This window comes from Streptomyces sp. B3I8 (assembly GCF_030816915.1).
Classification (GTDB): Bacteria; Actinomycetota; Actinomycetes; order Streptomycetales; family Streptomycetaceae; genus Streptomyces.
Window position 1 is genome coordinate 6,682,967 of record NZ_JAUSYN010000002.1, and the last position, 24,138, is coordinate 6,707,104.

A 24,138-nucleotide genomic window follows, 5' to 3' on the forward strand; every position below is an offset into this window, starting at 1 on the left:
GGTGGTCGTCAGTCGCCGATGGTCCGCCAGAAGGCACACCGGTGTTCGCGGGCGAGGTCGGCCCGTCCCGTCTTCCCCGGCCGCAGTGACTGCACGTGCCGGCCGGTTCCGAAGCGGGGCCAGGGCGCAGTGCCGGGACCGTTCGGGTCGCCCGTGCGGGCGAACCGGGCCCAGTAGCGCACCATCGTGTCCGCGAGGCGGTGTTGCGCGGGTGTGGCCGGGCCGGGGAGCTGTTCGTCGGCGAAGAGGTACTGCAACTCGCTGCCGTGGAAGGCCCCGGTGGGGAAATCGGGCTTCTCGAGAGTGCTGAACCAGGGAGCTCCGGCGTCGTCGAACTCGTAGGCGTAGAGGGGTGTGTGCCGGTCCAGGGCCCGGTCCCGGTCGAGGACCGGGCACCCCCATGCCCAGTCGGTGACGACGGCGGAGAGCGCCTCGCCGGGGGAGCGGAGGCGGGCGGCGGGGTAACGGGCCAGGACGCGGTCCGCGTCGGCCGGGGCGAAGAGCGTCCCGACCTGTTGCCGGTAGTCGGCGCCGGTCGTCGTCCGACCGGTCACCGCTTCGATGGCCGCGGTGAACAGCCGATGTTCGTCCCGGGTCGTTCCCTGGACGACCGGGACCCGGTTGAAGTGGCCGGTGGCGAAGGCCTGTTCCGGGGCCACGGGCAGGACGCCGTTGTCGCCGTCGCCGTCGCCGTCGCCGTCGCCGCCGACCGTCGGCCCGGTGCCCAGTGCGTGGTCGGACCACTTGACGAGTTCTTCGACGGGTTCGTCCCGTAGGCAGGCCGCCGCGGTACGGAGGTCGGAGCAGCCGACCCCGGCCGCTACGGCGAGCCCGTGCCGCTCGCGCTCCGCGCGCGGCAGCGGGAACCAGGCGGGCGGCCCCGGTGACCACTTGCGTCCCGTGCACTGGGCGCTCTGGAGGATCGCCTTCTGGAAGAGGCCCGCCGATCCCGGCGCCACGAGATGCGCGCAGACGCTGGTGCCACCGGCCGACTCGCCGAACAGCGTGACGTTCGCCGGGTCGCCGCCGAACGCCGCCGCGTTGCGCTTCACCCACCGCAGGGCGGCCTGCTGGTCCTCCAGGCCGAAGTTGCCCGACAGGTGCTGGGCCGGGCCGTGGTCGAGCGCGGGGTGGGCGAGGAATCCGAGGACACCGAGCCGGTAGTTGAAGCTGACCACGACCACCTTGCCCCTGGCCGCCAGGCGCTGGGCGTCGTAAAGGCTGCCGGCGCCGTTGATGAAGCCGTTGCCGTGGATCCACACCATCACCGGCAGCGCGTGGGCGGTGCCGTGCGAAGGCGTGGTGACGTTCAGGTAGAGGCAGTCCTCGGAGTCGCTGGGCGGGTCGATGAGCCCCGCCGCCTGTGCGCACCGGCTGCCGGGTTCGGTCGCGGGCCGTACGCCCGGCCAGGACGCGGCCGGCCGGGGCGAGGCCCAGCGCAGCGGCCCGACCGGGGGAGCGGCGTACGGGATTCCCTGGAACACGCGGGTGTCCGTGCCGAGACGGCCCCCGACCCGGCCGGCGTCCGTCCTGACCACGGTGCCGGCCACGGTGCCGGCCACGGCGCCGGGACCACCGCCCCGGCCGCCCCCGGCGTCATGTGCTGCCCGCGCGTACCCGCCGGTCGCGCCACTGATCACGGCGCCGCAGGCCAGAACGGTCAGCAGGGCTCGTAGACGCTGCCGCACCGTGTTCCGCCGCCCGCGATGCCCGTGCCGCCCTGCCGAGAGATCCACTCGTAAGGCTTCCATGATGTCCGTCCCCCTGCTCGCATCATTCGTGTGTGCCCCACACTAATATAAAGTGTGAGGCGCACACGAAGTCAATGTCCGTGGCCGAGACAGGAGAGGTGTGTCATGCCGCCGAACGACGACGAGCGGCTGCCGCCGGGCCTCGCCCTGGCGTGGGGGCTCACCGCCAGGACGGGCCGACTGGGCCGGAAACCCTCGCAGAGCGTGGAGAGGATCGTCGAGGCTGCTGTCGCCCTGGCCGACGCGGAGGGCTTCGCGGCCCTGTCCATGCCGAACATCGCCAGGCGGCTGGGGCTCACCGCCAACGCGGTCTACCGGTACGTCAGTTCGCGGGACGAACTGCTCGTGCTCCTCGCCGAGACCGCGTGGGGACCGGCGCCGGATCTGGAGACCGGGCCCGGCCGATGGCGGGCCGCGGCCAACGGATGGACCAGGGCGATGATCGAGCGGTGCGACGCGCACCCCTGGCTTCCCGATCTTCCTCTCCGCGGGGCGCCCGCGACCCCGAACCTGCTGCGCTGGACGGAGGTCCTGCTGGAAGCGCTGACCGGTGCCGGGCTGAGCACCGCCGAATCACTGGCGTGCGCGCTGCTCCTCGACGGTTACGCACGACGCGTCGCCGGCGCCCGCCGCGACGTGCGCGGGAGCAGCGCGGCGCCCACCCGGTCGGCCGCCGTGACACGGTTCCTCCAGCCGCTCCTGCACGAGCACGGCTATCCCATCCTGGCGTCGATGATGGCCCGCGACGAATACGACGACGACGTCGGCGACGACGAGGTGGAGTTCGGCCTGGACCGGATACTGGACGGCATCGAGGTGCTGGTCGCCCGCCGCGCGGAAGCGCGCTGAGGCGGGCGTCTTTGCCGCCCGGCCCGGGACCTCCCTGCTCCCGCTCGTCCTGCTCCCCGTTCCGGAGGCGCGTACGCGGCGGTGGGGCTTTTGCGACCTGCTCCCGCCCGTCGACGAGGTGACACCGCGCCATGGCGTGGCGCGCTCACGGACACGCGCCGGCGCGCGGACCACGCCGGCGTCGTCCGTGAGCTCGCCGCGGCCGGGGCGGGGCGGGTGATGCCGCGTCAGTCGAAGGCGTGGGCGCGGCAGGTCCGCAGGATCTCGTCGGACAGTTCGGGCTCGGTGTGCCGTACGGCTCGGGCGAGTGTCATCGCCCCGACCAGGCGGCTGAGCAGCAGCACCGCCCGCTCCCGTGCCTCCTGCGGGGTGAGCCCTTCGTCGTGGTCGCGGGCGAGTTCCGAGGCGAAGCCCGTGAGGTATCCCTCCACGCCGACGGCGTAGGCGCCCTGGACGGTGTCGCTGTGTCGGCCGGCGTCGATGACCAGGGACGCGGAGGGGCAGCCGCCGTCCGGGGCGTCGCGGTGGGCGGCGGAGAGGTAGCCGTTCACGACGCGCTGCAGCGGTGTGCCCGTGGGACCGGGGCCCTCCTCGACGGCCTGGTCCAGGACGCCCAGGGACGCCTCGAACGAGGCGCCGCACGCTTCGGCGGCCAACTCGTCCTTGGACGCGAAGTGGTTGTAGAAGCCGCCGTGGGTCAGGCCCGCCTCCTTCATCAGGTCGGCGATCCCGACGGCGTCGATGCCCTGCGCACGGAACATGCGCCCGGCCGCGTCGATGATGTTCTGCCGGTTCCTGGCCTTGTCTTCCCTGGTGATCCGCGGCATGGCCGCCCTCCCGCTCGGCGTCGTGTTTGACGTTTTCAATGTTACCCCTCATCATTATTTTTAATGACGCTCATCATCAAAAACTGAGTGGAGGAGCCCATGCGTTCTGTGGTGCACACCCGGCCGGGCGAGCCCGAGGAGGTACTCACCCTGCGGGAGCAACCGCACCCGCCACGTCCCGGCGCAGGTCAGGTGCTGGTTCGTCTGCTGGTCCGGCCCGTCCATCCGGGGGACCTGGCTTTGGTGAGGTACGCCTCGGGACCGGCGGAACAGCAGTCGGCGGGCCGCATCCCCGGAGTGGAGGGGATGGGCGTCGTGGAGAGCGTCGGACCGGACGTGCGCACGCTGCGCCCCGGCCGGCGCGTGGCGGTCTTCCCGGCCCCCGGCACCTGGAGCGACTTCGTCGTGGTCGCCGCCGACCTGGCCGTACCCGTGCCCGACGGGGTCGGTGACGAGACCGCGGCCCTCATGCTGGTCAACCCGCTGACCCTGCTCACCCTGTACCGCGCGCTGGAGAACGCCCTGCACGGACACAAGGGCCCCGTGCTCCAGACGGCGGCCGGCTCGTCCGTCGGGAAACTGATCAGCGCGGCCGCGGTCCGGCACGACCTGAGCCTGATCAACCTCGTGCGCAGCACTGCCGGCGCCGAGCGGAAGCGCGCGCTGTACCCCTCGCAGCCCGTGATCTCCACGAGTGACGACGACTGGCGGGAACAGGTCCGCCGGCACTCCGGCGACGACGGGGTCCGAGTAGTCCTCGACAGCGTCGGCGGCGCCATGAGCCGGGACCTCGCGGCGCTGCTCGCCCCCGGCGGCACCCTCCTCTCCTACGGGCAGATGGGAGCGGGCACGACACCGCTGGAGTCGCTGCCGCTCGTCGCGCGGGAACTCACCGTGCGGGGCGCCACGGTGCTGCGGTGGACGGACCGCACCCCAGAGGAACGGGCCGAGGACGTCGCCTTCGCCCTCGAACTGGCACAGGACACCCCGAACCTGCTGGAGGTCGCGGCCAGTTACGACCTCGCCGACTTCAAGGCCGCCGTCGAGCACGCCCGCCGGCCGGCCAAGAGCGGAACCGTCCTGCTCACCACACCTCCGGCGACCGACTCACGGAACGGGGCCGCCTGATGCGCATCGGAACGCTCGGAGCCGGCACCGTCGCCCAGGCCATCGCCCGGCACGCCGTCCGCCACGGCCACGAGGTCGTCCTCAGCAACAGCCGGGGGCCCGCCTCCCTGTCCGCCCTGGTCGCCGGCCTCGGCCCGCTCGCCACCGCCGGGACCCCCGCGGAGGCCGCCGACGCGGATCTCGTCGTACTCGCCGTCGGCTGGCCCAGCGTCCCCGACGCCGTCGCCGGACTCCCGCCCCTTGACGGGACCGTCGTCATCGACGCCACCAACCAGTTCGAGACCCTGGCGCCGACCCCGGCCATCGCCGACCTGGGCGAGCTCACCGGGAGTGAGTACGTAGCCTCCCTGCTCCCCGGCGCACGCGTGGTCAAGGCGTTCAACGCCCTCTACGCGCAGTTCATCGCACCCGACCCACGCCACGAGGCGGGCCGGCAGGTGCTGTTCCTCGCCGGCGACGACGCCGACGCCAAGAACACCGTGAAGGAGCTGACCTCCGAGTTCGGCTTCGCGCCCGTCGACCTCGGGTCGCTGCGCGAGGGAGGCCGGCTCATCCAGCTCGGCGGTCCCCTCTCGGCCCTCCACGTCCTCAAGCAGGACTGACCCACTTTCCGCTCACCGCTTGTGCTCCTCGTGTCGTGACGTGACGTGATGCGACGGGCCATGCCGGCGAGGGGTGTTCCTTCTTCTTCCTTCTTCCGCTCCTACGAAAGAGACACTCATGTCCGACTTCCCCGACCGGACCTCGGCCCCCGACGCTCAGCCCCTTCTCCGGCCCGTCCGGCTCGGCGCCCTCGAACTGCCCAACCGCGTCGTCATGGCACCCATGACCCGCGCCCGGGCCGCCAACGCCGAACTGGCGCCCACCGATCTGCACGCCACCTACTACGCACAGCGCGCCGGCGCCGGTCTGATCGTCAGCGAGGGAACCTGGGTCAGCCCGGAGGCGATCGGTTACATCAACGTCCCCGGCATCTACACCGACGCCCAGACCGCCGGCTGGACCAAGGTCACCGAAGCCGTGCACGCCGCGGGCGGACGGATCGTCTCGCAGGTGGGGCACCTCGGCGCCGCCTCCCACCCGGATCACCACGGTGGCCGCCTCCCCGGCGGCCCCTCCGCGATCAACCCCCAGGAGCAGTCCTTCACCCCCGAGGGACTCAAGGACACCGTCACACCGCGTGCCCTGACCGCCGCGGAGATCGCCACCACGATCGACAGCTACCGGCAGGCCGCCGTCAACGCCCGGCGCGCCGGATTCGACGGCATGGAGATCCACGCCCAGGGAAGCCATCTGCTGGCCCAGTTCCTCAACCCCCGTCTCAACCGGCGCACCGACGCGTACGGTGGCAGCGCCGAGCGGCGGGCCCAGCTCCTCCTGGACATCGTGGACGTCGTCAGCGAGGTGTGGGGCAGTGACCGCGTCGGCGTCAAGCTCTCCCCGTACTGGAACCGGGGGCCCGCCTTCACCGCGGACGCCGAGGTGCTCGCCGACTACGACCAGCTCCTGAAGCGCCTCAGCGACAACGACCTGGCGTACCTTCAGCTCGTCGGCCCGGAGCCCGGCACGGGTGTCGGCACCGGCACGGACAGCGGCACCGGCACGGACAGCGGTGCCGACGCCGGCACCGACGGCCCCCTCGCCGCGTTCGCACGCTTCCGCGCCCACTACCGCGGTGCTCTCGTCGCCAACCTGGGCTTCACCCGGGAGAGCGGCAACGACCTGCTCGAACGCCGGCTGGCCGACGCGGTCGCCTTCGGCGTCCCCTTCATCGCCAACCCGGACCTCGTCGACCGGTTCGCCCACGGCCACCTCCTCGCCGAAGGCGACCGCGAGACGTACTACGCCGGAGGCGTCGAGGGCTACACGGACTACCCCGCCGTGAGCGGCTCGTAGGCGAGACGGCGGCCTGTGCGACCACGGAGCGGCCGTCGGCGGCCACGCGGCGGAAACCGCGTGGCCGCCGCCCGCGCGGTGCCGGTATCGTCCGGGCTCCCGTCCCGCCGCACCTGCGGCCCACGTTCGGAGAGCGACGCGCATGGACAGTCGGCGAGCGACGACCACCCTGTGGCGCCCCACCGGCCCCAAGGAGCTGGAGCTGGTCCGGGAGTCGAACTGGCGTACCTGGCCGCCCCGACTGCCCGAGCAGCCGATCTTCTATCCGGTCCTCGACGAGGACTACGCGATCAGGATCGCGCGGGACTGGAACGTGAAGCACGACGGCGCCGGATTCGTCACCCGGTTCGAGGTCGACTCGGAGTTCCTGCGCCGGTATCCCGTCCGGCAGGCGGGCGGCCGGACGATTCTGGAACTCTGGGTTCCCGCCGCGGAGTTGGACGACCTCAACGCCCACCTCGTCGGTGGGATCCAGGTGGTGCACGAGTTCCGTGCGCACGGAGCGGATCCGCACGGAACGGGTGTGCGACGCGGTACTGTCTGGCGTCGTGACTGAGGAGCTGAAGCGGGAGCGGCCGTCGGGGGTGTGGGCCACGGCGGTGGGGGTGGCCAGGGTGCGGGCACGGGAGAGCGCGCGGGAGAACCCGCTGTTCCGTGACCCGTTGGCGCAGGCCTTCGCCGCCGCCGGTGGGGTGTGGCCGTCCTCGCCGCCGCTCCCCGACGACGAGGGCGCGCGGCGCCGCTGGTCGGCGGTGGCGTTCTCCATCGTCATCAGGACGAAGTTCCTCGACGACCTGTTGCGGCGGGCGTCCGCGTCCGGCATCCGGCAGGTCGTACTGCTGGGCGCCGGCATGGACAGCCGGGCCTTCCGGATGGACTGGCCCGAGGGCACCAGGCTGTTCGAGGTCGACACCGCCGCCCCACTGGACTTCAAGGCCTCGGTGCTGCGTCAGGAGGGGGCCGTCGCGCGGTGCGAGCGGATCACCGTGACGGTGGATCTGCGGGACGACTGGCCGGGGGCACTGGCCGCGGCCGGGCACGACCCGACCCTGCCGACCGTGTGGATCGCCGAGGGACTGCTGATCTATCTGCCGCAGGACGCCGTCGAGTTGCTGCTGGGCCGGATCGGCGCGCGGTCGGCGGCAGGCAGCCGCATGGGGCTGACGCTGGGCTCGTCCGGAGTGATCGAGCGCTTCGCCGCGGACGCCACGCCGGGCTCGACGGCGTCCATGTGGGTCTCGGAGATGCCCGACGACCCCGTCGGCTGGCTCGCCGGACACGGTTGGGAGGCCGAGACCCACACCGTGCGCGAACGTGCCGCCGCCTACGGGCGCCCGGTGAACACCCCGCCGCGACGCGGGGAGGGGCCGGGCGGCCTGGTCTCGGCGGTCCGCCGGCAGGCCTCCGGCACGACGAGCGGCTGATCCGCCCGCTCCCGCACCAGGGGCGCCGTCGCCTCGGACCACGTCATGGCCCGTCCCGCCCCGCGTACCCCCGAGGCCGTACGCGCCGGGGGAGCCGTAGCGGGTCGTGGCGAGCCGCGGCGCTGGCCCCGCCGGCACCGCTGGGGTGCCTGCCCGCCGGCAGGGGGGCACGGAACCATGGGCGGCCCGTCTCCTGGATGTGGCCCGGCACCCATGGTCGGTCGCCCGGCACCATGGAGCGGTGTCCACCTGTGATCGGAGCGATGAAGTGCACCCACTCGGCCATGACGACATCAAGGCGGCGACCGACCGGATCGCGGGCCGGGTCCGGCCCGTGACCGTCGTACCGCTCGGCCCCGGCGAGAGCGGGCAGGCACGTGTGCCGCGAGGACGACAGGTCCACCTGGCGCTGGAGTTCATGCAGCACACCGGCAGCTTCAAGGCCCGGGGCGCGCAGAACTTCCTCCAGGCACACCGAGAGACCGGAACCCTCCCGGACGTCGGGGTGACCATCGCCTCCGGTGGCAACGCGGGGCTGGCGTGCGCGTGGGCCGCCCGGCGCCAGGGTGTGCCGGCCACCGTGTTCCTGCCGGCCACCGCTCCCGGGGTGAAGGTGGCGAAGCTCCGCTCCTACGGTGCGGACGTGCGCCTCGTCGGCACCGAGTACGCCGAGGCGCAGGCGGCCTGCGCGGAGTTCGCCGCCGCGACCGGCGCGCTCGCCTCGCACGCCTACGACCATCCGCTGATCGCCGCCGGGGCGGGCACCCTGCTGGAGGAGATCCGCGACCGGGTTCCCGGTCTGGACACCGTGGTGGTCGCCGTGGGCGGTGGAGGGCTGTTCGCCGGTGTCGCGACCGCCGCCCGGCAGCACGGCATCCGTACCGTCCCGGTCGAGCCGTCGCACTGCCGTGCGCTGGGCGCCGCCGTCGAGGCGGGCCGTCCCGTGGACGTCGCCGTGGACTCCGTCGCCGCCGACTCCCTCGGCGCCCGCCGGGCCTCCGCCATGGCACTGCACGCCGTCCAGCAGGGCGGGGTGGGGCCCGTGACCGTGCCGGACGGCGAGATCGTCCGGGCCCGGCAGGAACTGTGGGACCACCACAGACTGGCGGTCGAGCACGCCGCCGCCACGGCGTTCGCCGCGGTCGTCGCGTCGCCGGACGCGGGTCACCGCCTCGTGGACGGCGAGCGGATCGCGGTGGTGCTGTGCGGGGCCAACACCGACCCGAGCGACCTGACCGGGCAGCCCGGCCACGGCTGAAGGCCGACGACCGGCCGGGCCCGGCCGTCGGCCGACGGCCGTCGACGGACGAACGGGCGGCCGCCTGCGGCGAGTACGGCCCGGGCGAGCACCGGCCGGGCGGGTACGGCCAGGGCGGGCGCCGTCGAGGCGGGCACCTTTCGCGGGGTGGCCGCCCGCTTTTTCCGGGCATGTGCGACCCCTCCCGACCTCCTGGAGCGACGCCGTCCGGGGCGGAAACGGGGAGGGCTCGTTCCTCATCTTGTAGCGGAACGAAAACGAATGTATAACGTTGTAAAATTCAGCGGCCGGGCGAAACGCGGTGCGCGGTGACGACCTCGTGTCCGTGCCGCCGCCACCTCGGTCGGGTGGCTCAGGAAGGGATGGACGTGCGGGTCAGCCTCAAGGACGTCGCCGCGCACGCGGGGGTCTCCATCAAAACCGTGTCCAACGTGGTGAACAACTATCAGCACGTGACCCCGGCCATGCGTGAGCGCGTTCAGAGGTCCATCGACACACTCGGCTACCGGCCGAACCTGGCCGCCCGGCACCTGCGCAAGGGGCGCACGGGCGTCATCGCACTCGCCCTGCCCGAGCTGGGCAACCCCTACTTCGCGGAACTCGCCGCCGCGGTCATCGACACCGCCGTGGAGCACGACTACATCGTCCTGCTCGACCACACCGGCGGCCGACGTGAGCAGGAGATCCTGGTCAGCCAGGGGTTCCGGGCGCGCGTCATCGACGGACTCATCCTCAGCCCCATCGAACTGGAGGCGGAGGACCTGCGCGACCGGGAGAACGTGCCGCTCGTGCTGCTCGGTGAGCGGGACTATGACCTGCCCTACGACCACATCGCCATCGACAACGTCGCCGCCGCCCGCGACGCCGTCCGTCACCTGGTCTCCCTCGGACGCCGGACCGTGGCGTTCATCGGGGCCCGGAACGGTCGGAGCGAGCCGGCCCAACTGCGCGTGCGCGGCTGGCGCGAGGAACTGCGCACGGCCGGACTGCCCTCCGACGAGGGGCTCGTCGCCGCCACCGACGGCTGGGGGCACGCGGACGGCGCCACCGCCATGGCCCGCATCCTGGACTCCGGACGGCAGCCGGACGCCGTGTTCGCGTACAACGACCCGATGGCCATCGGGGCCATGCGGGTGCTGCACGAGCGGGGGATCCGGGTGCCCGAGGACGTCGCGGTCGTCGGGTTCGACGACGTGATCGAGGGGCGCTTCGGCGCGGTCACCCTCACCTCGGTCTCCCCGGACAAGGAGGCCATCGGCCGGCTCGCGGTCGAATCGGTCCTCGCCCGGCTCAACGGAGACACCCGCCCGCCCCTGAGGGTGTCGGCGGACTATCGCGTGGTCGAACGGGAGAGCACCCTGGGACGCCAGGAGGCCGCCCGACGGGCCGCGAGCGACTGACCGCGGCGGCGGCGCCGAACCGGCGCGGCCGGGCCGACGGGGGCCGACGGCCCGGCGGGCGCGGCGGGTGGGGTGCGGTGGGCGCGGTGCGGTGCGGAGCCGGCGGCAACCGGTGCCGGGTCGGTGGTGAAAGGTGCTGGGCCGGTGGTGAAAGGTGCTGGGCCGGTGGTGAGGGGTATCCGGGCGGTGGAGGCAGGTTCCGGGCCCGGTGTGCGCCACCGCCGCGTTCGCGTAGGTGATTCACGACCGGTTCTGCGGGTCTTCGGCGGGTCCCGCGGCCTTCGGGGGACCCGCGGTCCGCGGACGCACAGTGCCCGTCCAGGCGGCCCGGTGAGTGCAGTGCACCACCGGGGCCACGGGGCGGTGCGGGCGGCTCACGTGCTCGTGTGTGTGCGTGTATGCCCCTTCGTGCGGCCACGGGGCCCTCCAGGCGCGCCCATGGCCCGGGGACCGGGGCCCGGGGGCCGGGGGCGTCACGGGGGTGGCGCGGGGGAGTGCAGGACCCTTCACGCGGCCGCACGCACACGCGGCCACGCGCGGCCGGCAGGCGGCCGCACAGCGCCCTTCCCGTGTCGCGAGGCCGCGAACCCGCCGATGCGGACGCGGACGGTCTCCGCCTTCGTCGCGCGGCGGCCGGCCGGCCCGCCCCGCGGTCGTTCCCGGGGGCGGGGAAACCGGAACGACCCCTTCGTCCTGGTCGGAAGTGATCATCACGTCCGGTATGCGCACCGTGCGCGGGGGGTTTACAACCCCCTTCCAACGATGTAAAAACCTCATTGCGGCGGACCTGACAGTGTCCGACGTGGGGGAGACGCACTGTTGGCGCTTGTCGTTCGACTCCCCAGTTCCCTTTTTCAGCGTCGCCCGGATCGGGGTCACCCATGCAGCGCACCATTCACCGTCCTCACCTCTTCGCCCGTCCCGTGGTCGTGGCCCTGGCCGCAGCGGTGGCCCTGACAGCGAGTGCCTGTGCCAAGTCGGAGGACGACTCGTCGGACAAGCAGAGCTCCTCTTCCGCCGCCGACGCGCAGCAGAAGGTCGCCACGCCGAAGGCGGGCAGCAAGACCTGCACCATCGACGCCTACGGCGCGAAGAAGATCGACCTGAAGAACGCCACCGTCGGGTTCTCCCAGTCGGAGAAGGAAGCCAACCCCTTCCGCATCGCCGAGACCCAGTCGATCAAGGACGAGGCCAAGAAGCGCGGCGTCAAGCTGCTCACGGCCAACGCCCAGTCGCAGTTCTCCAAGCAGATCAGCGACGTCCAGGACCTCCTCGCCAAGGGTGCCGACCTCCTCGTCATAGCCCCGCTCAACTCCGACGGCTGGGAGCCGGTGCTGAAGGCCGCCGCCGCCAAGAAGGTCCCGATCGTCACGATCGACCGCAAGATCAACGCGACCCCCTGCAAGGACTACGTCTCCTTCATCGCCTCGGACTTCGTGGAGCAGGGCAAGCGCGCGGCCGACCAGATGATCAAGGCCACGGGCGGCAAGGGCGAGGTCGCGATCCTGCTCGGATCGGCCGGTAACAACGTCACCACCGAGCGCACCAAGGGCTTCAAGGAGCGCATCGCCGAGAAGGCCCCCGACCTGAAGGTCGTCTTCGAGCAGACCGGTGACTTCGCCCGCGAGAAGGGCCAGCAGGTCACCGAGCAGCTCGTCCAGTCCAAGCCCGGCATCAAGGGCATCTACGCCGAGAACGACGAGATGGGCCTCGGCGCGGTGGCCGCGCTCAAGGGAGCGGGCAAGAAGGCCGGCGCCGTCAAGATCGTCACGGTGGACGGCACCCGCAACGCCGTCAACTCCATCGTGGACGGCTGGATCAGCGGCGTCATCGAGTCCAACCCGCGGTTCGGCCCGCTGGCCTTCCAGACGCTGGACACCTTCACCCAGGGCAAGGAAGTCGCCCAGGACATCATCATCCAGGACAGCGCCTACAACTCCGACAACGCCAAACAGGACGTCGGCAAGGCCTACTGATCCTCCCTCCCCGCCCGGACCGCACAGGCCCGGGCGGGGCCCCCGCGCGTTCAGGGTTCCCGGTCGCACGAACCACCCGGGGACGCCCGCGGATTCCCGGACTTCCCGGCCTTCCCGCTACCCGGGAAGGCCGCACGGTCTGAACGCCGGAAGGCCGGAAAGCCCTCGCATCTCCACGGCGATCCCGAACCCCCCGCGCGAATGCACGTACTTCCGCACTCCCCGCACTTCCGCACTTCCCGTATTTTTCCGCACTACCTGGAGGCACAGGTGGCACCACCCGCCGAGGTCCTCGCCATCCGCGGACTCAGCAAGACATTCCCCGGAGTCCGGGCCCTGGACGGAGTGGATCTCGTCCTGCACCCCGGTGAGGTACACGCCCTCATCGGAGAGAACGGCGCCGGCAAGTCCACGCTCATCAAGGTGCTCACCGGCGTGTACCGGCCGGACGCCGGCACGGTCGAGTTCCAGGGCCGGCAGGTCTCCTTCGGCACTCCGCTGGAGGCCCAGAAGGCCGGCATCTCCACCATCTACCAAGAGGTCAACCTCATCCCGCTGCTGAGCGTGGCCCGCAACCTCTTCCTCGGGCGCGAACCCCGCACCCGGCTGGGGCTGCTGGACTTCGCCCGCATGAACCGGGAGGCCGAGGAGACCCTGCGGACCTACGGTGTCCGCGTGGACGTGCGCCAGTCGCTGCGCACCCTCGGCGTCGGCGCCCAGCAGATGGTGGCCCTCGCCCGCGCGGTGGCCACCGACGCACGGGTCGTCATCATGGACGAACCGACCTCCTCCCTCGAACCCCGCGAGGTCGAGACCCTCTTCTCGGTCATCCGCCGCCTGCGCGACTCCGGCATCGCGGTCGTCTACGTCAGCCACCGTCTCGACGAGCTGTACGCCGTGTGCGAGACCGTCACCGTGCTCCGCGACGGACGCCGGGTGCACCACGGCCGGCTGTCCGAACTCAGCCGGCTCGACCTGGTCTCCACCATGCTCGGCCGTGAACTGGGCGAGGTGCGCGCGGAGGGCCTGACGAAGTTCAGCGGCGACCACCACGCCGCCGATGCCGAGCCCGTCCTGGAGGCGACCGGCCTCACCGTGCCCCACAAACTGCACGGTGTCTCGGTCAGCATCCGGCCCGGAGAGGTCGTCGGACTCGGCGGGCTCCTCGGCTCGGGGCGCACCGAGACCGCCAAGGCCATCTCCGGCGCGCTCCCCACCCGTTCGGGGAAGGTCGTGGTCGCCGGAACGTCGCTGCGCGGCGGCTCCACCCCCGGCGCCATCCGGGCGGGCATCAGCCTGCTGCCCGAGGACCGCAAGAGCGAGGGGATCGTGCCGGGCCTGTCGGTGCGCGAGAACATCGCGCTCGCCGCCCTGCCCCGCCTCTCCCGTTTCGGCATGGTCTCCGAGGCCCGCGTCGACAAGATCGTGAACACCTTCATCGAACGCCTCCGGATCAAGGCGTCCTCGCCGCACCAGAAGGTCGGCGAACTGTCCGGCGGCAACCAGCAGAAGGTGCTGCTGGCCCGCTGGCTGGCGATGAACCCCAAGGTGCTGCTCCTGGACGAACCCACCCGCGGCATCGACGTCGGCGCCAAGGCCGAGGTGCAGAAGCTCGTGGACGAACTGGCCGAGGACGGCCTGGGCGTCCTGCTCATCTCCTCCGATCTGGAGGAACTGATCGAAGGGTCCGACCGCGTGGTCGTACTGAAGGACGGTGCGGTCGTCGGCGAACTGACCGGCGAGGACGTCACCGAGGACAAGCTCATGCGGACCATCGCCGGGGACGCGCCCACGCGCGCCGCCGGGGACACAGCCGCGCACACCGCCGGGGAAGCCCCCGCGGGCACCGCCGGGGACACCCCCGCGCACACCGTGGTGAAGGAGGCCGCCTCCGATGGCTGAAGCCACCGTGCGCACCGCCGTCCCGTTCGACAAGGCCCGCGTCCTGCAATGGCTGCAGGTCTACGGGGTCTACGCCGGCGTCGCGCTGCTCCTGATCGTCAACATCGTCATCACCCCGCACTTCCTGTCCACCGAGAACTTCCGCACCCAGGCCGTCCAGGTCGCGCCGGTCATCATCGTCGCCCTCGGCATGGCACTGGTCATCGGCACCGAGGGCGTCGACCTCTCCGTCGGCGCCGTGATGGCCCTGGCGGCCTCCGTCACGGCCCTCTACCTCGGCTACGGGCTGGTGCCCGCCCTCCTCGCGGTGGCACTGTTCGCCGCCCTCGCGGGACTGGCCAACGGGGCGCTGGTCGCCTTGCTCGGGGTGCAGCCCATCGTCGCCACCCTGGCGCTGATGGTCGGCGGCCGCGGCATCGCCCTGGTGATGCTGCCCCAGCTCGAGGACCTCCACAATCCGTCGCTCGCCTCCCTCGGCTCCGGCGACATCGTGGGCGTGCCCTACCTCATCCTGATCGCCGCCGCCCTCGCCGTGCTGGTCGCGTTCGTGATCCGGCGCACCACCTTCGGACGGCAGCTGCTGGCCATCGGCGACAGCCGCCCCGCCGCGCAGCTCGCCGGTCTGCCGGTGCGCCGCGTGCTCATGGTGGTCTACGTCGTCTCCGCGCTGCTCGCCGCCGTGGCGGGCGTGCTCGCGACGGCCCGGCTCCAGGCCAGCGACCCGACCTCGCTGGGCAACCTCATGGAGCTCTCGGCGATCACCGCCGTCGTCGTCGGCGGCACCCCGCTCACCGGCGGCCGCGTCAGCATCGGCGGCACGGTGGCCGGCGCCGTCCTCATCCAGCTCCTCACCGCCACCCTCATCAAGCACGATCTGCCGCCCTCGTGGACGCAGATCGCCCAGGCCATAGTCATCGTGTGCGCGGTCTACGCGGCACGGGGACGGGGGAAGCGATGACCGTCACCAATACGGACACCACACCCGTGACCACCGCGAGCAACACCTCCGCGGACGAGACGGAACCGGTGGGCTCCTCGCGCGCGGAGCGCATGAGCGCCCTGGTCCAGCAGCACGGCGCCCTCGCGGTGCTCGTGATCGTCTCGCTCATCGCCTCGTTCAGCTTCGACTCGTTCGCCACCGGCGACAACGTCTCCAACATGGCGACCAGTTCGGCGTTCCTCGCGATCGTCGCCCTCGGCATGACCTTCGTCATCATCACCGGCGGCATCGACCTGTCCGTCGGCTCCCTGTTCGCGCTCGGCGGCGTGCTGGCGGCCTGGGGATCACGGCACGGCACCCTCGTGGCGCTGCTGCTGCCCCTCGCGGTCTGCGGACTGATCGGCGTCGTCAACGGGCTGCTCGTCGCCCGCTCCCGGCTCGCGCCCTTCATCGTCACCCTGGCCGCCATGCTGGGCGCCCGCGGTCTCATGCTGTCCCTCACCGACGAGGGTGCCGACACCTACCTGATCGGCAAGGGGTCCTTCCTCGCCACTCTCGGCCAGGACAGCACCCTCGGCATCGGCAACCCGGTGTGGCTCATGCTGGCGCTGTTCGTGGCGGGCGCCGTCGTCCTGCGCCGCACCCGCTTCGGCCAGCACGTGTACGCGGTCGGCGGCAACGAGGACGCCGCCGCCCTCATGGGCGCCCCGGTGGCCCGCACCAAGATCCTCGTCTACACCCTGTCCGGGCTGCTGGCCGGCCTGGCCGGCGCGCTCAACGCGGCGTGGCTCGCCTCCGGCGTGACCATCCTCGGCAACGGCATGGAACTGGACGCCATCTCCGCCGTCGTCATCGGCGGCACGCTGCTCACCGGCGGTCTCGGCTACGTCAGCGGGTCGCTGGTCGGCGTCCTGCTGCTGAAGGTGATCCAGAACGTCATCAACCAGATCGGCTCGCTGGACTCCTCCTACCAACAGGTCGTCAGCGGCGCCTTCCTGGCCGTCGTCGTCATCGCCCAGACCTACCTGGGCCGCAGGCGACAACTGGTCTGAGCCCTTCCCGCCCCTTCCCTTTCCCTCTTCACCTTCCCTCTTCACCCCCGACACGGCAGCCGGTCGTCCTCGACCCGGCTGCCGTGTCCTTGTGTTTCCCCGGGGCCGTCCTGCGGGGCTGCGTCCGCGCGGCTACGGGGCTGCGCAGGCTGCGGGGCAGGGGGCCGCCGGAGGGGACCGGGGACGGGGCACCGGGGGGATCGCGAGGGCCACCCGGTCACCCGGAACCACCGGGTACTTCGGAAGGCCGTGCCCGTACCGCTTCGTGCCCGTACCGCTTCGTGCCCGTACCGCCTCGTGCCCGTACCGCCTCGTGCCCGTACGGCTGTGGCGGTGCAGCCCCGTCCCCGGCCCAGCGGACGCGTACCCGCCCCGGAACGCGGGGCCTTCGGCATCGTCCCGCCACGGCACCCGCCCCGCTGCGGCACCGTTCCGCTACGGCGCGACCCGCCGTCCCCGCCACCGTGGCGATCGCCCCGCACACGGACTGCCGGCCCGATGAGCCGGCCGGCGTCCCCCCGCCGGCCGCACGCGCCCGCCACACGGCCCTCGTGTTCTCCACGGCCGCCGTCGCGCTGCCGGAGGCAGTGGAGGAGCACCCCTGGTCCTCACCCCGCCCCAGCCACCCCCCCCGCCCACACGCGAGCGGTCCCGGTGAGCGGGGCTCACCGGGACCGCGGTACGTACTACGGGGATGTTGTCGGGACTACGGCTTCTCGTCCGTGTAGAGGGTGCTCACCTCGTCCGCGGTGAGCGCGTGGTCGTAGGCGTGGACCTCGTCCACCGCGCCGTTCCAGAAGTCGACGTTGTCACCGTTCCACTTGGCGCGGCCCACCACGAGGGGACCGGAGCCGACGTAGTTCGGGCCGGAGGTCACGGTCTCCGCCCGCTTGCCGTCGACGTAGAGGGTGATCTGGTTCGTCGCGGCGTCACGCACGCCGACGAGGTGGTACCAGTGGCCCGTCTGCGGGGTGGTCACCAGCCGGGCCCGGTGCTCGCCGGGGGTGCTGAAGGCGAAGGCGCCCTGACCGTACTGGAGGTAGAACGGGCTGGCCTGTCGCGTGCCGTCCTGGCTGAGCGCGGTGGCGTAGTTGCCGGGAAGCGCGTCCAGCTTGACCCAGGCGGAGACGGAGTAGCTGCCGGTGGTGTCGAGCACCGGCTCCTTCGTCCCGGCGTACTGGCTCTTGCCGTCGAACTTCAGCGCGCTGCCGTGGACGCCGTCCGTCCAGGAGGTGCCCTCGGAGAGCGTCAGGGGCCGCTTGTTCGGGCCGCTGTCCGCGGCGGTGGTGCCGGTGCCCTCGTCGAGCGACCAGTTCCCGCCGCCCTTCAGCTCCTTGCGGCTGCCGGCGGCGGCACCCGCGGCGATGACCTTCTGGTTGATCTCACGGACGCGGTCCGCGTCGACCTTGATCTCGCGACGGTCGTACGTGTACAGGCCGTTGAGCTCGTTCTCCAGGTCGGTGATCTGCGTGTACACCGATCCCGACAGCTCCGCGCCCGCCTGCTCGAGGTAGTACTTCTCGGTGTTCTCGACGTACTTGTCGGTCAGCGCCTCCTTGTCCGTCACGCCGCTGTAGATCACGGTCGGGGCGCCCGGCCACATGTGGCCGGGGGAGCGGAGGGTGAAGCCGCCGTGCTCACCGTCCATGGCCGCCCGCTTCTCGTCGGGGAAGGCCGGGTCGGTGTTGTTGTAGTCGTGGTGGTCGATGATGTCGCCGGTACCCGAGTCACCCTTGGAGTTGCAGCAGTTGACGCCGCTGTGGGTGTTGACGACGCGGGAGGGGTCGGCGGCCTTGACGGCCTCGGCGATCCGCCCGGTCTCCTCGCGGTTCCACTCGCCCCAGCCTTCGTTGAAGACGATGTTGCCGATGACGGCCGGCGAGTCGTGGTGCTGGCGCATCGCCTCCATGCCCTGGTCGACGAAGGCCTTCTGTCCGGTCTGGTTGGTGATGTTCCCGGAGACGAAGTCCTGCCACACCAGCAGGCCCAGCTTGTCCGCGTGGTAGAACCAGCGGGCCGGCTCCACCTTGATGTGCTTGCGGACGGCGTTGAAGCCCAGCTTCTTGTGCGCCTCGAGGTCGAAGGCGAGGGCCTTGTCGCTCGGCGCCGTGTACAGACCGTCGGGCCAGAAGCCCTGGTCGAGGGTGGCGAGGGAGAAGATGGGCTTGTTGTTGAGCACCAGCTTCTGGTAGCCGCCCACCTTCTTGACGGCTATCTCGCGCATCCCGAAGTACCCGGAGACCTTGTCCGTGGACCTGCCGTCGACGAGCTTGACGTCGAGGTCGTACAGGTAGGGGTCGTCCGGGCTCCACAGGTGCTGCTTCGCCACGGGCAGGGTCAGCTTCGTGTTGGCCGGACCGCTGACTTTTCCGACGACCTTGCCGTGCTTGTCGCGGGCCACGGCCTCCACGCGCGCCCTGCTGGAGGCGTCGTCGGACTTCGCCGTCACCGCGAGGGTGCCGGTGTCGATGTCGGGCGTGGTGACGATGTCGTCCAGGGATGCCTTGGCGACCGGCTCCATCCACACCGTCTGCCAGATGCCGGACGACTGGGTGTAGAAGATGCCGCCCGGGTTGGTGGACTGCTTGCCCATCGGCTGGTCGGCGCCGCCGGTGTCGGTGACCCCGACCACGATCTCCTGCGGCCCCTCGGCCTTGAGCGCGTCGGTGATGTCGGCGGTGAACGCCGTGTACCCGCCGGTGTGTTCGGCGACCTTCTTGCCGTTGACCCAGACCGTGGCCCGGTAGTCCACGGCCCCGAAGTTGAGCTTGAGCCGGTCGCCGGTCGCGGACTTGCCCGACTTGCCGACCTTCCAGCTCTTGGGGACGTCGACGAGCTTGCGGTAGAACATGTGGTCCTCGTGCCGCTCGAGACCGGAGAGCTGCGACTCCACCGGGTACGGCACGATGATCTTCTCGCCGAGGTCCTTGCCGAAGACCGGCTGCTCGTCCTTCTTCGCGCCGGCGAACTGCCAGGGCCCGTTGAGGTTCTTCCACTTGGAGCGGACCTGCTGCGGGCGCGGGTACTCCGGCAGCGGGTGCTTGGTGTCGACCTTGTCGCCCCACGTGGTGGTGAGGCGGTGCGTGGAGTCGTTCTGCGCGTAGCGGATGATCTGCGGTACGGCCTTGCCGTCGACGCTGAGGGCCGCCTTGCCGTCGTAGGAGAACCTGACCTGCTGGTTCTTCTGGATCGGCTCGGTGAGGGCGATCTCCAGCGCGTCGCGGCCCACGGTCCTGACCGAGCCGATCGGCATGGGTGTGGTGTCCGCCTGGACCTGGAGGTGGTCCTTGAGCGCGGAGAGGTCACCGACCTTGCCCTCGAACCGGGCGCGCACCTTCTTGCCGTCCGCGCCGACCGTCAGCTCGACCGGGTAGACCTCGAAGTCGGCCGGCGGGGTGAACGCCGACATCGGCACCACCTGCTTGGCCATGCTCGGGGTCGACCAGCGCAGGAACATGTTGGCGCCGCCGGTGTCCTGGAACATCTCCAGGCGGAAGTCGTGCTTCTCACCGGCCGTCAGGTGGACGCTCGCGCTGGTCTGCTCCTTGTCCCAGTCGGGCTCCCAGTGGTCGATCACCGCCTTGCCGTCGATGAAGAGGCGGAAGCCGTTGTCACCGATGGCGTAGAACGTGTAGTCGCCGGTCTCCGGGGCCGCGATCTGCCCCGTCCAGCGGGCGGTCGTGTTCTCCGTCTGCCCCGTCAGGTCCTTGAACGTGTCGGTGAGTCCGGAGAAGTTGACATTCGGGTCGAGCTGGGTGCCACCGAGGTGCGCGAAGTCCCGCGCACCCGGCGCCGACATGCTGAAGTACTCGCCCTTCAGGCCGTGCACCGCGACGGCCTCCTGTCCGGACGGGTTGGCGGTGGTACCGGCCGGTGCCTCGGCAGCCGACGCGGTGGACACCAGGCCGGACATCGGCAGGACCAGCGCGGTCGCTGCCAGCAGCGCCCACGCTCTGGCGTGTGGACGGACGTGTGGTCTTGTCATGGAACCTTTCCTCGACGATGTTCACGCGACCGGGACCAGGGCAGCTCGAAGCGCTGCGGGGAGAAGGTCCCGGCAAAGCGAGAGGGCGGGCGGCCGAGCCGGCCGAATGGCTCTTCCAACGTTGGAAATTGATGTCAGCGGAATGACAGCACGCCGATCGGCAACTGTCCAGAGTCTGTGCACGCGCCCGTTGTGTCTGTACTCAAAATCCAGAGCTGGACGAGAAACGCAACTCCGAGGTACGGTCGAGGCGGCGACGGTCCCCGCGGCGTTCGAGACCGGGATTCGGGGCCGGGGTCCGCAGGAGAGGAGACGAGGACGCGTGAACGACGACGGTGGCGACGACGCCGGCCCGCGACGGCACCGGGGCAGGGGCGACGCCCACGGCGTCGCCGATGTCGCCGATGCCGCCGACGAGCATCTCCTCGGCGAGGTCGAGAAGATCGCCGTCGCGCTGGGCCGGATGTTCCCGGGGCTGTGCGAGGTGGTGCTGCACGATCTGCGGGATCCGCGTCATGCGATCCGGGTGATCGAGAACAACCTCTCCGGTCGTCGGGTCGGTGACTCCGTGACCGAACTGGGACTCGCCCGCATCGCCGACCCGCAGTACCCGAGCGTCATCCAGAACTACCCCAACCGCTTCCCCGACGGCCGCCCGGTCAAGAGCACGTCCATCGGCGTCAAGAACGCCGCGGGGGACTACGTCGCCGCGCTCTGCCTCAACCTCGACGTGTCCGTGCTCTCCCCGGTCACCCTCGCCCTGTCGAACCTCGTCGCCACCGACGCCGAACACCGCGAGCGGCCGCTGGAAAGTCTGCGCGACCGCAACGCGCGCGAACTGCGCGAGACCGTCGAGGCGCTCGCCGCCGAACGGGCCGGCACCCCGCGCTCGTTGAGCCGTCAGGACAAGAGGGAACTGGTCAGGCAACTGCACCGGGACGGCTTCTTCGACTCCCGCGACGCCGCGCAGGCCATCGCCGACCTGCTCGGGGTCTCCCGCGCCACCGTCTACAACTACACGAAATGAAGAAACCGGACACCCGCCCTGTGCACACTCCCGCCCACCTTCCCGCGCCCGCCGACGTCGCTGCCCACCTTCCCGCGCCCGCCCACACCCTTGCCGAACCGGACACCCCCTTCGCGGTCGTCGACGTGCACAAGGTGCTTCGCAATGCCGAACGCCTCGCCCGGCGCGTGGAGCGGCTCGGCGTCACCCTGCGCCCGCACGTCAAGACGGCCAAGAGCCTCGACGTCGCCGCCCTGCTCCGGGACGCGGACGGCGCCCCCTGCCCGGTCACCGTCTCCACGCTCGCCGAGGCCGAGGCGTTCGCCGACGGCGGCTACACCGACCTCACCTACGCCGTCGGCATCGCCCCGCACAAACTCCCGCGCGTCCTCGCCCTCCTGCGGCGCGGCGTACGGCTGCGCGTCCTGCTCGACAGCCGTGCGCAGGCCGAAGCCGTCGCCGACGCCGCCCGCCGCGCCGGCCTCGCCGTCCCCGCGCAGATCGAGATCGACTGCGACGGCCACCGCGGCGGCCTGCGCCCCGACGACCCCGCCCTGACCGCGATCGGCCGTGTCCTGCACGACGCCGGATGCCTGGACGGCGTACTGACCCACGCGGGTGAGTCCTACTTCGCCACCACTGCGAAGGCGCGGCGCCGGGCGGCCGAGCAGGAGCGTGACGCCGCCGTCGCCGCCGCCGAACGGCTGCGCGCCGCCGGACTGCCGGTACCCGTCGTCAGCGTCGGCTCCACCCCCACCGCGCACGCCGCCGAGGACCTCACCGGCGTCACCGAACTCCGCGCCGGCAACTACGTGTTCTTCGACCTGGTCATGGCCGGACTCGGCGTCTGCCGCGTCGAGGACCTCGCCCTCTCCGTCGTCGTCACCGTCATCGGCCACCGTCCCGGGCTCGGCCGGATCCTCACCGACGGCGGCTGGACGGCCATGTCCCGCGACCGGGGAACCGCACGCCAGGCCCAGGACCAGGGCTACGGCCTCGTCACCACCCTGGACGGCGACCTCCTCCCCGGCCTCGTCATGACCGACGCCAGTCAGGAGCACGGCACCCTCACCGCACGCGACGGCGCCACCCTGCCCGACCTGCCGCTCGGCACCCGGCTGCGCATCCTGCCCAACCACGCCTGCGCCACGGCCGCCCAGCACTCCGGCTACCACGTCGTCGACAGCAGCCGTACGGGCACCGGCGCGCCCGAGGCCGTCGCGTACTGGCCGCGCGTCACCGGCTGGTGACCGTCCCCGACCGCCCCGTACGCCACTCCGACAGCCGCATACCGCCCCCGATCGTCCACTCCCGCGAGGTGTCCGCCATGCCCGACGCATCACCCGTTTCGTTCGACGACGTCCGTGCCGCGGCCGGGCGCCTCGCCGGCGTCGCCCACCGCACCCCCGTCCTCACCTCCCGCACCCTCGACGCCCTGGTCGGCGCCGAGGTGTTCGTCAAGTGCGAGAACTTCCAGCGGATCGGCGCCTTCAAGTTCCGCGGCGCCTACAACGCGATCGCCCGGCTGCCCGCCGAACAGCTCGCCAAGGGCGTCGCCGCCTACTCCTCCGGCAACCACGCCCAGGCCACCGCCCTGGCCGCCCGCGAGCTGGGCACCACCGCCGTCATCCTCATGCCCGAGGACGCCCCGAGCTCCAAGCGGGAGGCCACCGCCGCGTACGGCGCCGAGGTCGTGACCTACGACCGCTACACCCAGGACCGCACCGCCCTCGGCGAGGCCCTCGCCGCCGACCGGGGCCTGGCCCTCATCCCGCCCTACGACCACCCGCACGTCATCGCGGGACAGGGCACCGCAGCCCTCGAACTGCTGGAGGAGACGGGCGAGTTGGACGCGCTCGTGGTGCCCGTGGGCGGCGGCGGACTCATCGCGGGCAGCGGCCTCACCGCCAAGGCGCTGTATCCGGGCACCGCGATCGTCGGCGTCGAACCCGAGGCGGGCGACGACACCAAGCGGTCTCTGGACCGCGGTGAACGCGTCACCGTCCCGGTGCCCCGCACCATCGCCGACGGCCAGGCGCTGGACACCCCCGGCGCGCTCACCTTCCCCCTCAACCAGCGCCTCGTCGACGCGATCGCGCTCGTCAGCGACGAGGAGATCGTCCACGCCATGCGCTTCGCCTTCGAACGGCTGAAGGTCGTCCTGGAGCCGAGCGGCGCGACGCCGCTGGCCGCCCTCATGGCCGGACGGCTGGAAGGGGCACCGCGCCGCATCGGCCTCATCGCCTCCGGGGGCAACATCGACGTACGGCGCTTCACCGAACTGATCGGCGGCTGACGGATCCGGGCGGGGCGGGAGCCGCACACCCCCGGCCCCCGTTCCCGCTCCGCGGCTCCTCAGCCCGCGACGGCGACGGCGATCAGGGCCAGGGCGCCGGGCAGCGCCTGCGCACCGAGGATCCGCCTGTTCGCCGTCACGCCGCCGAAGACACCGGCCACGACGACGCACACCAGGAAGAACACCCGCACCCGGAAACCCGTCGGATCGTCGGCGATCAGCCCCCAGACGAGCCCCGCGGCCAGGAAGCCGTTGTAGAGGCCCTGGTTCGCGGCCAGGGGCGCGGTGGTCCGGGCGAGTTCGGCGTCCATGCCGGACAGCCGCCGGCCCGGGGCCTTCTGCCACAGGAACATCTCCAGCACCAGGGCGTACACATGGAAGGCGGCGACCAAACCGACCAGCACACTTGCTACGAGGTCCACTGATTCCCGTCTCTCTTCCGAACTCC

At 71.7% G+C, this 24,138-nt stretch carries 18 protein-coding genes and 1 pseudogene; 15 read left to right on the top strand and 4 right to left on the bottom strand.

Annotated elements, in window-relative coordinates; translation table 11 throughout:
* Nucleotides 1-8 precede the first annotated feature (8 nt).
* Nucleotides 9-1,736 carry a carboxylesterase/lipase family protein gene (locus QFZ64_RS31790; protein WP_307070924.1) on the bottom strand — a complete coding sequence of 576 codons (1,728 nt, stop codon included), beginning with the start codon at nt 1,734-1,736 and terminating at the stop codon, nt 9-11.
* A gap of 120 nt (nt 1,737-1,856) precedes the next feature.
* On the opposite strand from QFZ64_RS31790, the gene QFZ64_RS31795 reads away from it, so the two are divergent.
* Nucleotides 1,857-2,600 carry a TetR/AcrR family transcriptional regulator gene (locus QFZ64_RS31795; protein ID WP_307070925.1) on the top strand — a complete coding sequence of 248 codons (744 nt, stop codon included), beginning with the start codon at nt 1,857-1,859 and terminating at the stop codon, nt 2,598-2,600.
* A gap of 227 nt (nt 2,601-2,827) precedes the next feature.
* On the opposite strand, the gene QFZ64_RS31800 is transcribed toward QFZ64_RS31795, so the two are convergent.
* Nucleotides 2,828-3,427, bottom strand: a complete 600-nt coding sequence (locus QFZ64_RS31800) for a TetR/AcrR family transcriptional regulator (RefSeq protein ID WP_307070926.1) — start codon at nt 3,425-3,427, stop codon at nt 2,828-2,830.
* Between the two features lie 99 nt (nt 3,428-3,526).
* Here QFZ64_RS31800 and QFZ64_RS31805 point away from each other — a divergent pair, with 99 nt between their 5' ends.
* The 11 genes and pseudogenes from QFZ64_RS31805 to QFZ64_RS31855 all read left to right on the top strand — a co-directional run bounded on the left by QFZ64_RS31805 (nt 3,527) and on the right by QFZ64_RS31855 (nt 16,403).
* Nucleotides 3,527-4,555, top strand: coding sequence for a zinc-binding dehydrogenase (locus tag QFZ64_RS31805; RefSeq protein WP_307070927.1), 1,029 nt, complete (start codon nt 3,527-3,529; stop codon nt 4,553-4,555).
* Entirely contained in the window at nt 4,555-5,157 is a 603-nt protein-coding gene (locus QFZ64_RS31810; protein WP_307070928.1) for an NADPH-dependent F420 reductase, read from the top strand. The genes QFZ64_RS31805 and QFZ64_RS31810 overlap by 1 nt, the downstream gene beginning before the upstream one ends.
* Before the next feature lie 118 nt (nt 5,158-5,275).
* Nucleotides 5,276-6,451: an alkene reductase gene (locus tag QFZ64_RS31815; RefSeq protein ID WP_307070929.1), complete on the top strand. Its 1,176-nt coding sequence runs from the start codon at nt 5,276-5,278 to the stop codon at nt 6,449-6,451.
* A 142-nt stretch (nt 6,452-6,593) separates the two neighbouring features.
* A pseudogene (locus QFZ64_RS31820) lies at nt 6,594-6,944 on the top strand (hypothetical protein); the annotation flags it as partial.
* A 91-nt stretch (nt 6,945-7,035) separates the two neighbouring features.
* Nucleotides 7,036-7,875 carry a class I SAM-dependent methyltransferase gene (locus tag QFZ64_RS31825; protein WP_307071934.1) on the top strand — a complete coding sequence of 280 codons (840 nt, stop codon included), beginning with the start codon at nt 7,036-7,038 and terminating at the stop codon, nt 7,873-7,875.
* A 268-nt stretch (nt 7,876-8,143) separates the two neighbouring features.
* Nucleotides 8,144-9,133 carry a serine/threonine dehydratase gene (locus tag QFZ64_RS31830; protein ID WP_307070930.1) on the top strand — a complete coding sequence of 330 codons (990 nt, stop codon included), beginning with the start codon at nt 8,144-8,146 and terminating at the stop codon, nt 9,131-9,133.
* Nucleotides 9,134-9,501: 368 nt separating this feature from the next.
* Nucleotides 9,502-10,533, top strand: coding sequence for a LacI family DNA-binding transcriptional regulator (locus QFZ64_RS31835; protein WP_307071935.1), 1,032 nt, complete (start codon nt 9,502-9,504; stop codon nt 10,531-10,533).
* Nucleotides 10,534-11,414: 881 nt separating this feature from the next.
* Nucleotides 11,415-12,509 carry an ABC transporter substrate-binding protein gene (locus QFZ64_RS31840; protein ID WP_307070931.1) on the top strand — a complete coding sequence of 365 codons (1,095 nt, stop codon included), beginning with the start codon at nt 11,415-11,417 and terminating at the stop codon, nt 12,507-12,509.
* Between the two features lie 270 nt (nt 12,510-12,779).
* On the top strand, nt 12,780-14,411 hold the full coding sequence (locus QFZ64_RS31845) for a sugar ABC transporter ATP-binding protein (protein ID WP_307070932.1): 1,632 nt from the start codon (nt 12,780-12,782) through the stop codon (nt 14,409-14,411).
* Nucleotides 14,404-15,369, top strand: coding sequence for an ABC transporter permease (locus QFZ64_RS31850; protein ID WP_307070933.1), 966 nt, complete (start codon nt 14,404-14,406; stop codon nt 15,367-15,369). The genes QFZ64_RS31845 and QFZ64_RS31850 overlap by 8 nt, the downstream gene beginning before the upstream one ends.
* Complete coding sequence (locus tag QFZ64_RS31855; protein ID WP_307070934.1) at nt 15,366-16,403, top strand: ABC transporter permease; 1,038 nt, start codon at nt 15,366-15,368, stop codon at nt 16,401-16,403. The genes QFZ64_RS31850 and QFZ64_RS31855 overlap by 4 nt, the downstream gene beginning before the upstream one ends.
* Before the next feature lie 706 nt (nt 16,404-17,109).
* Here QFZ64_RS31855 and QFZ64_RS31860 read toward each other — a convergent pair.
* Entirely contained in the window at nt 17,110-20,388 is a 3,279-nt protein-coding gene (locus tag QFZ64_RS31860; RefSeq protein ID WP_307070935.1) for a LamG-like jellyroll fold domain-containing protein, read from the bottom strand.
* Nucleotides 20,389-20,830: 442 nt separating this feature from the next.
* On the opposite strand from QFZ64_RS31860, the gene QFZ64_RS31865 reads away from it, so the two are divergent.
* The 3 genes from QFZ64_RS31865 to QFZ64_RS31875 all read left to right on the top strand — a co-directional run bounded on the left by QFZ64_RS31865 (nt 20,831) and on the right by QFZ64_RS31875 (nt 23,690).
* Nucleotides 20,831-21,415, top strand: a complete 585-nt coding sequence (locus QFZ64_RS31865; protein ID WP_307071936.1) for a transcriptional regulator — start codon at nt 20,831-20,833, stop codon at nt 21,413-21,415.
* The gene (locus tag QFZ64_RS31870; RefSeq protein ID WP_307070936.1) at nt 21,412-22,644 is read left to right on the top strand and encodes an alanine racemase; all 1,233 of its coding nucleotides are present in this window, start codon (nt 21,412-21,414) and stop codon (nt 22,642-22,644) included. Before QFZ64_RS31865 ends, QFZ64_RS31870 begins: the two co-directional genes overlap by 4 nt.
* Nucleotides 22,645-22,721: 77 nt before the next feature.
* Nucleotides 22,722-23,690, top strand: coding sequence for a threo-3-hydroxy-L-aspartate ammonia-lyase (locus QFZ64_RS31875; protein WP_307070937.1), 969 nt, complete (start codon nt 22,722-22,724; stop codon nt 23,688-23,690).
* 59 nt (nt 23,691-23,749) lie between these two features.
* On the opposite strand, the gene QFZ64_RS31880 is transcribed toward QFZ64_RS31875, so the two are convergent.
* A complete protein-coding gene (locus QFZ64_RS31880; protein ID WP_307070938.1) occupies nt 23,750-24,112 on the bottom strand; it encodes a DUF1304 domain-containing protein in 363 nt (120 codons plus the stop codon).
* Nucleotides 24,113-24,138: the final 26 nt, after the last annotated feature.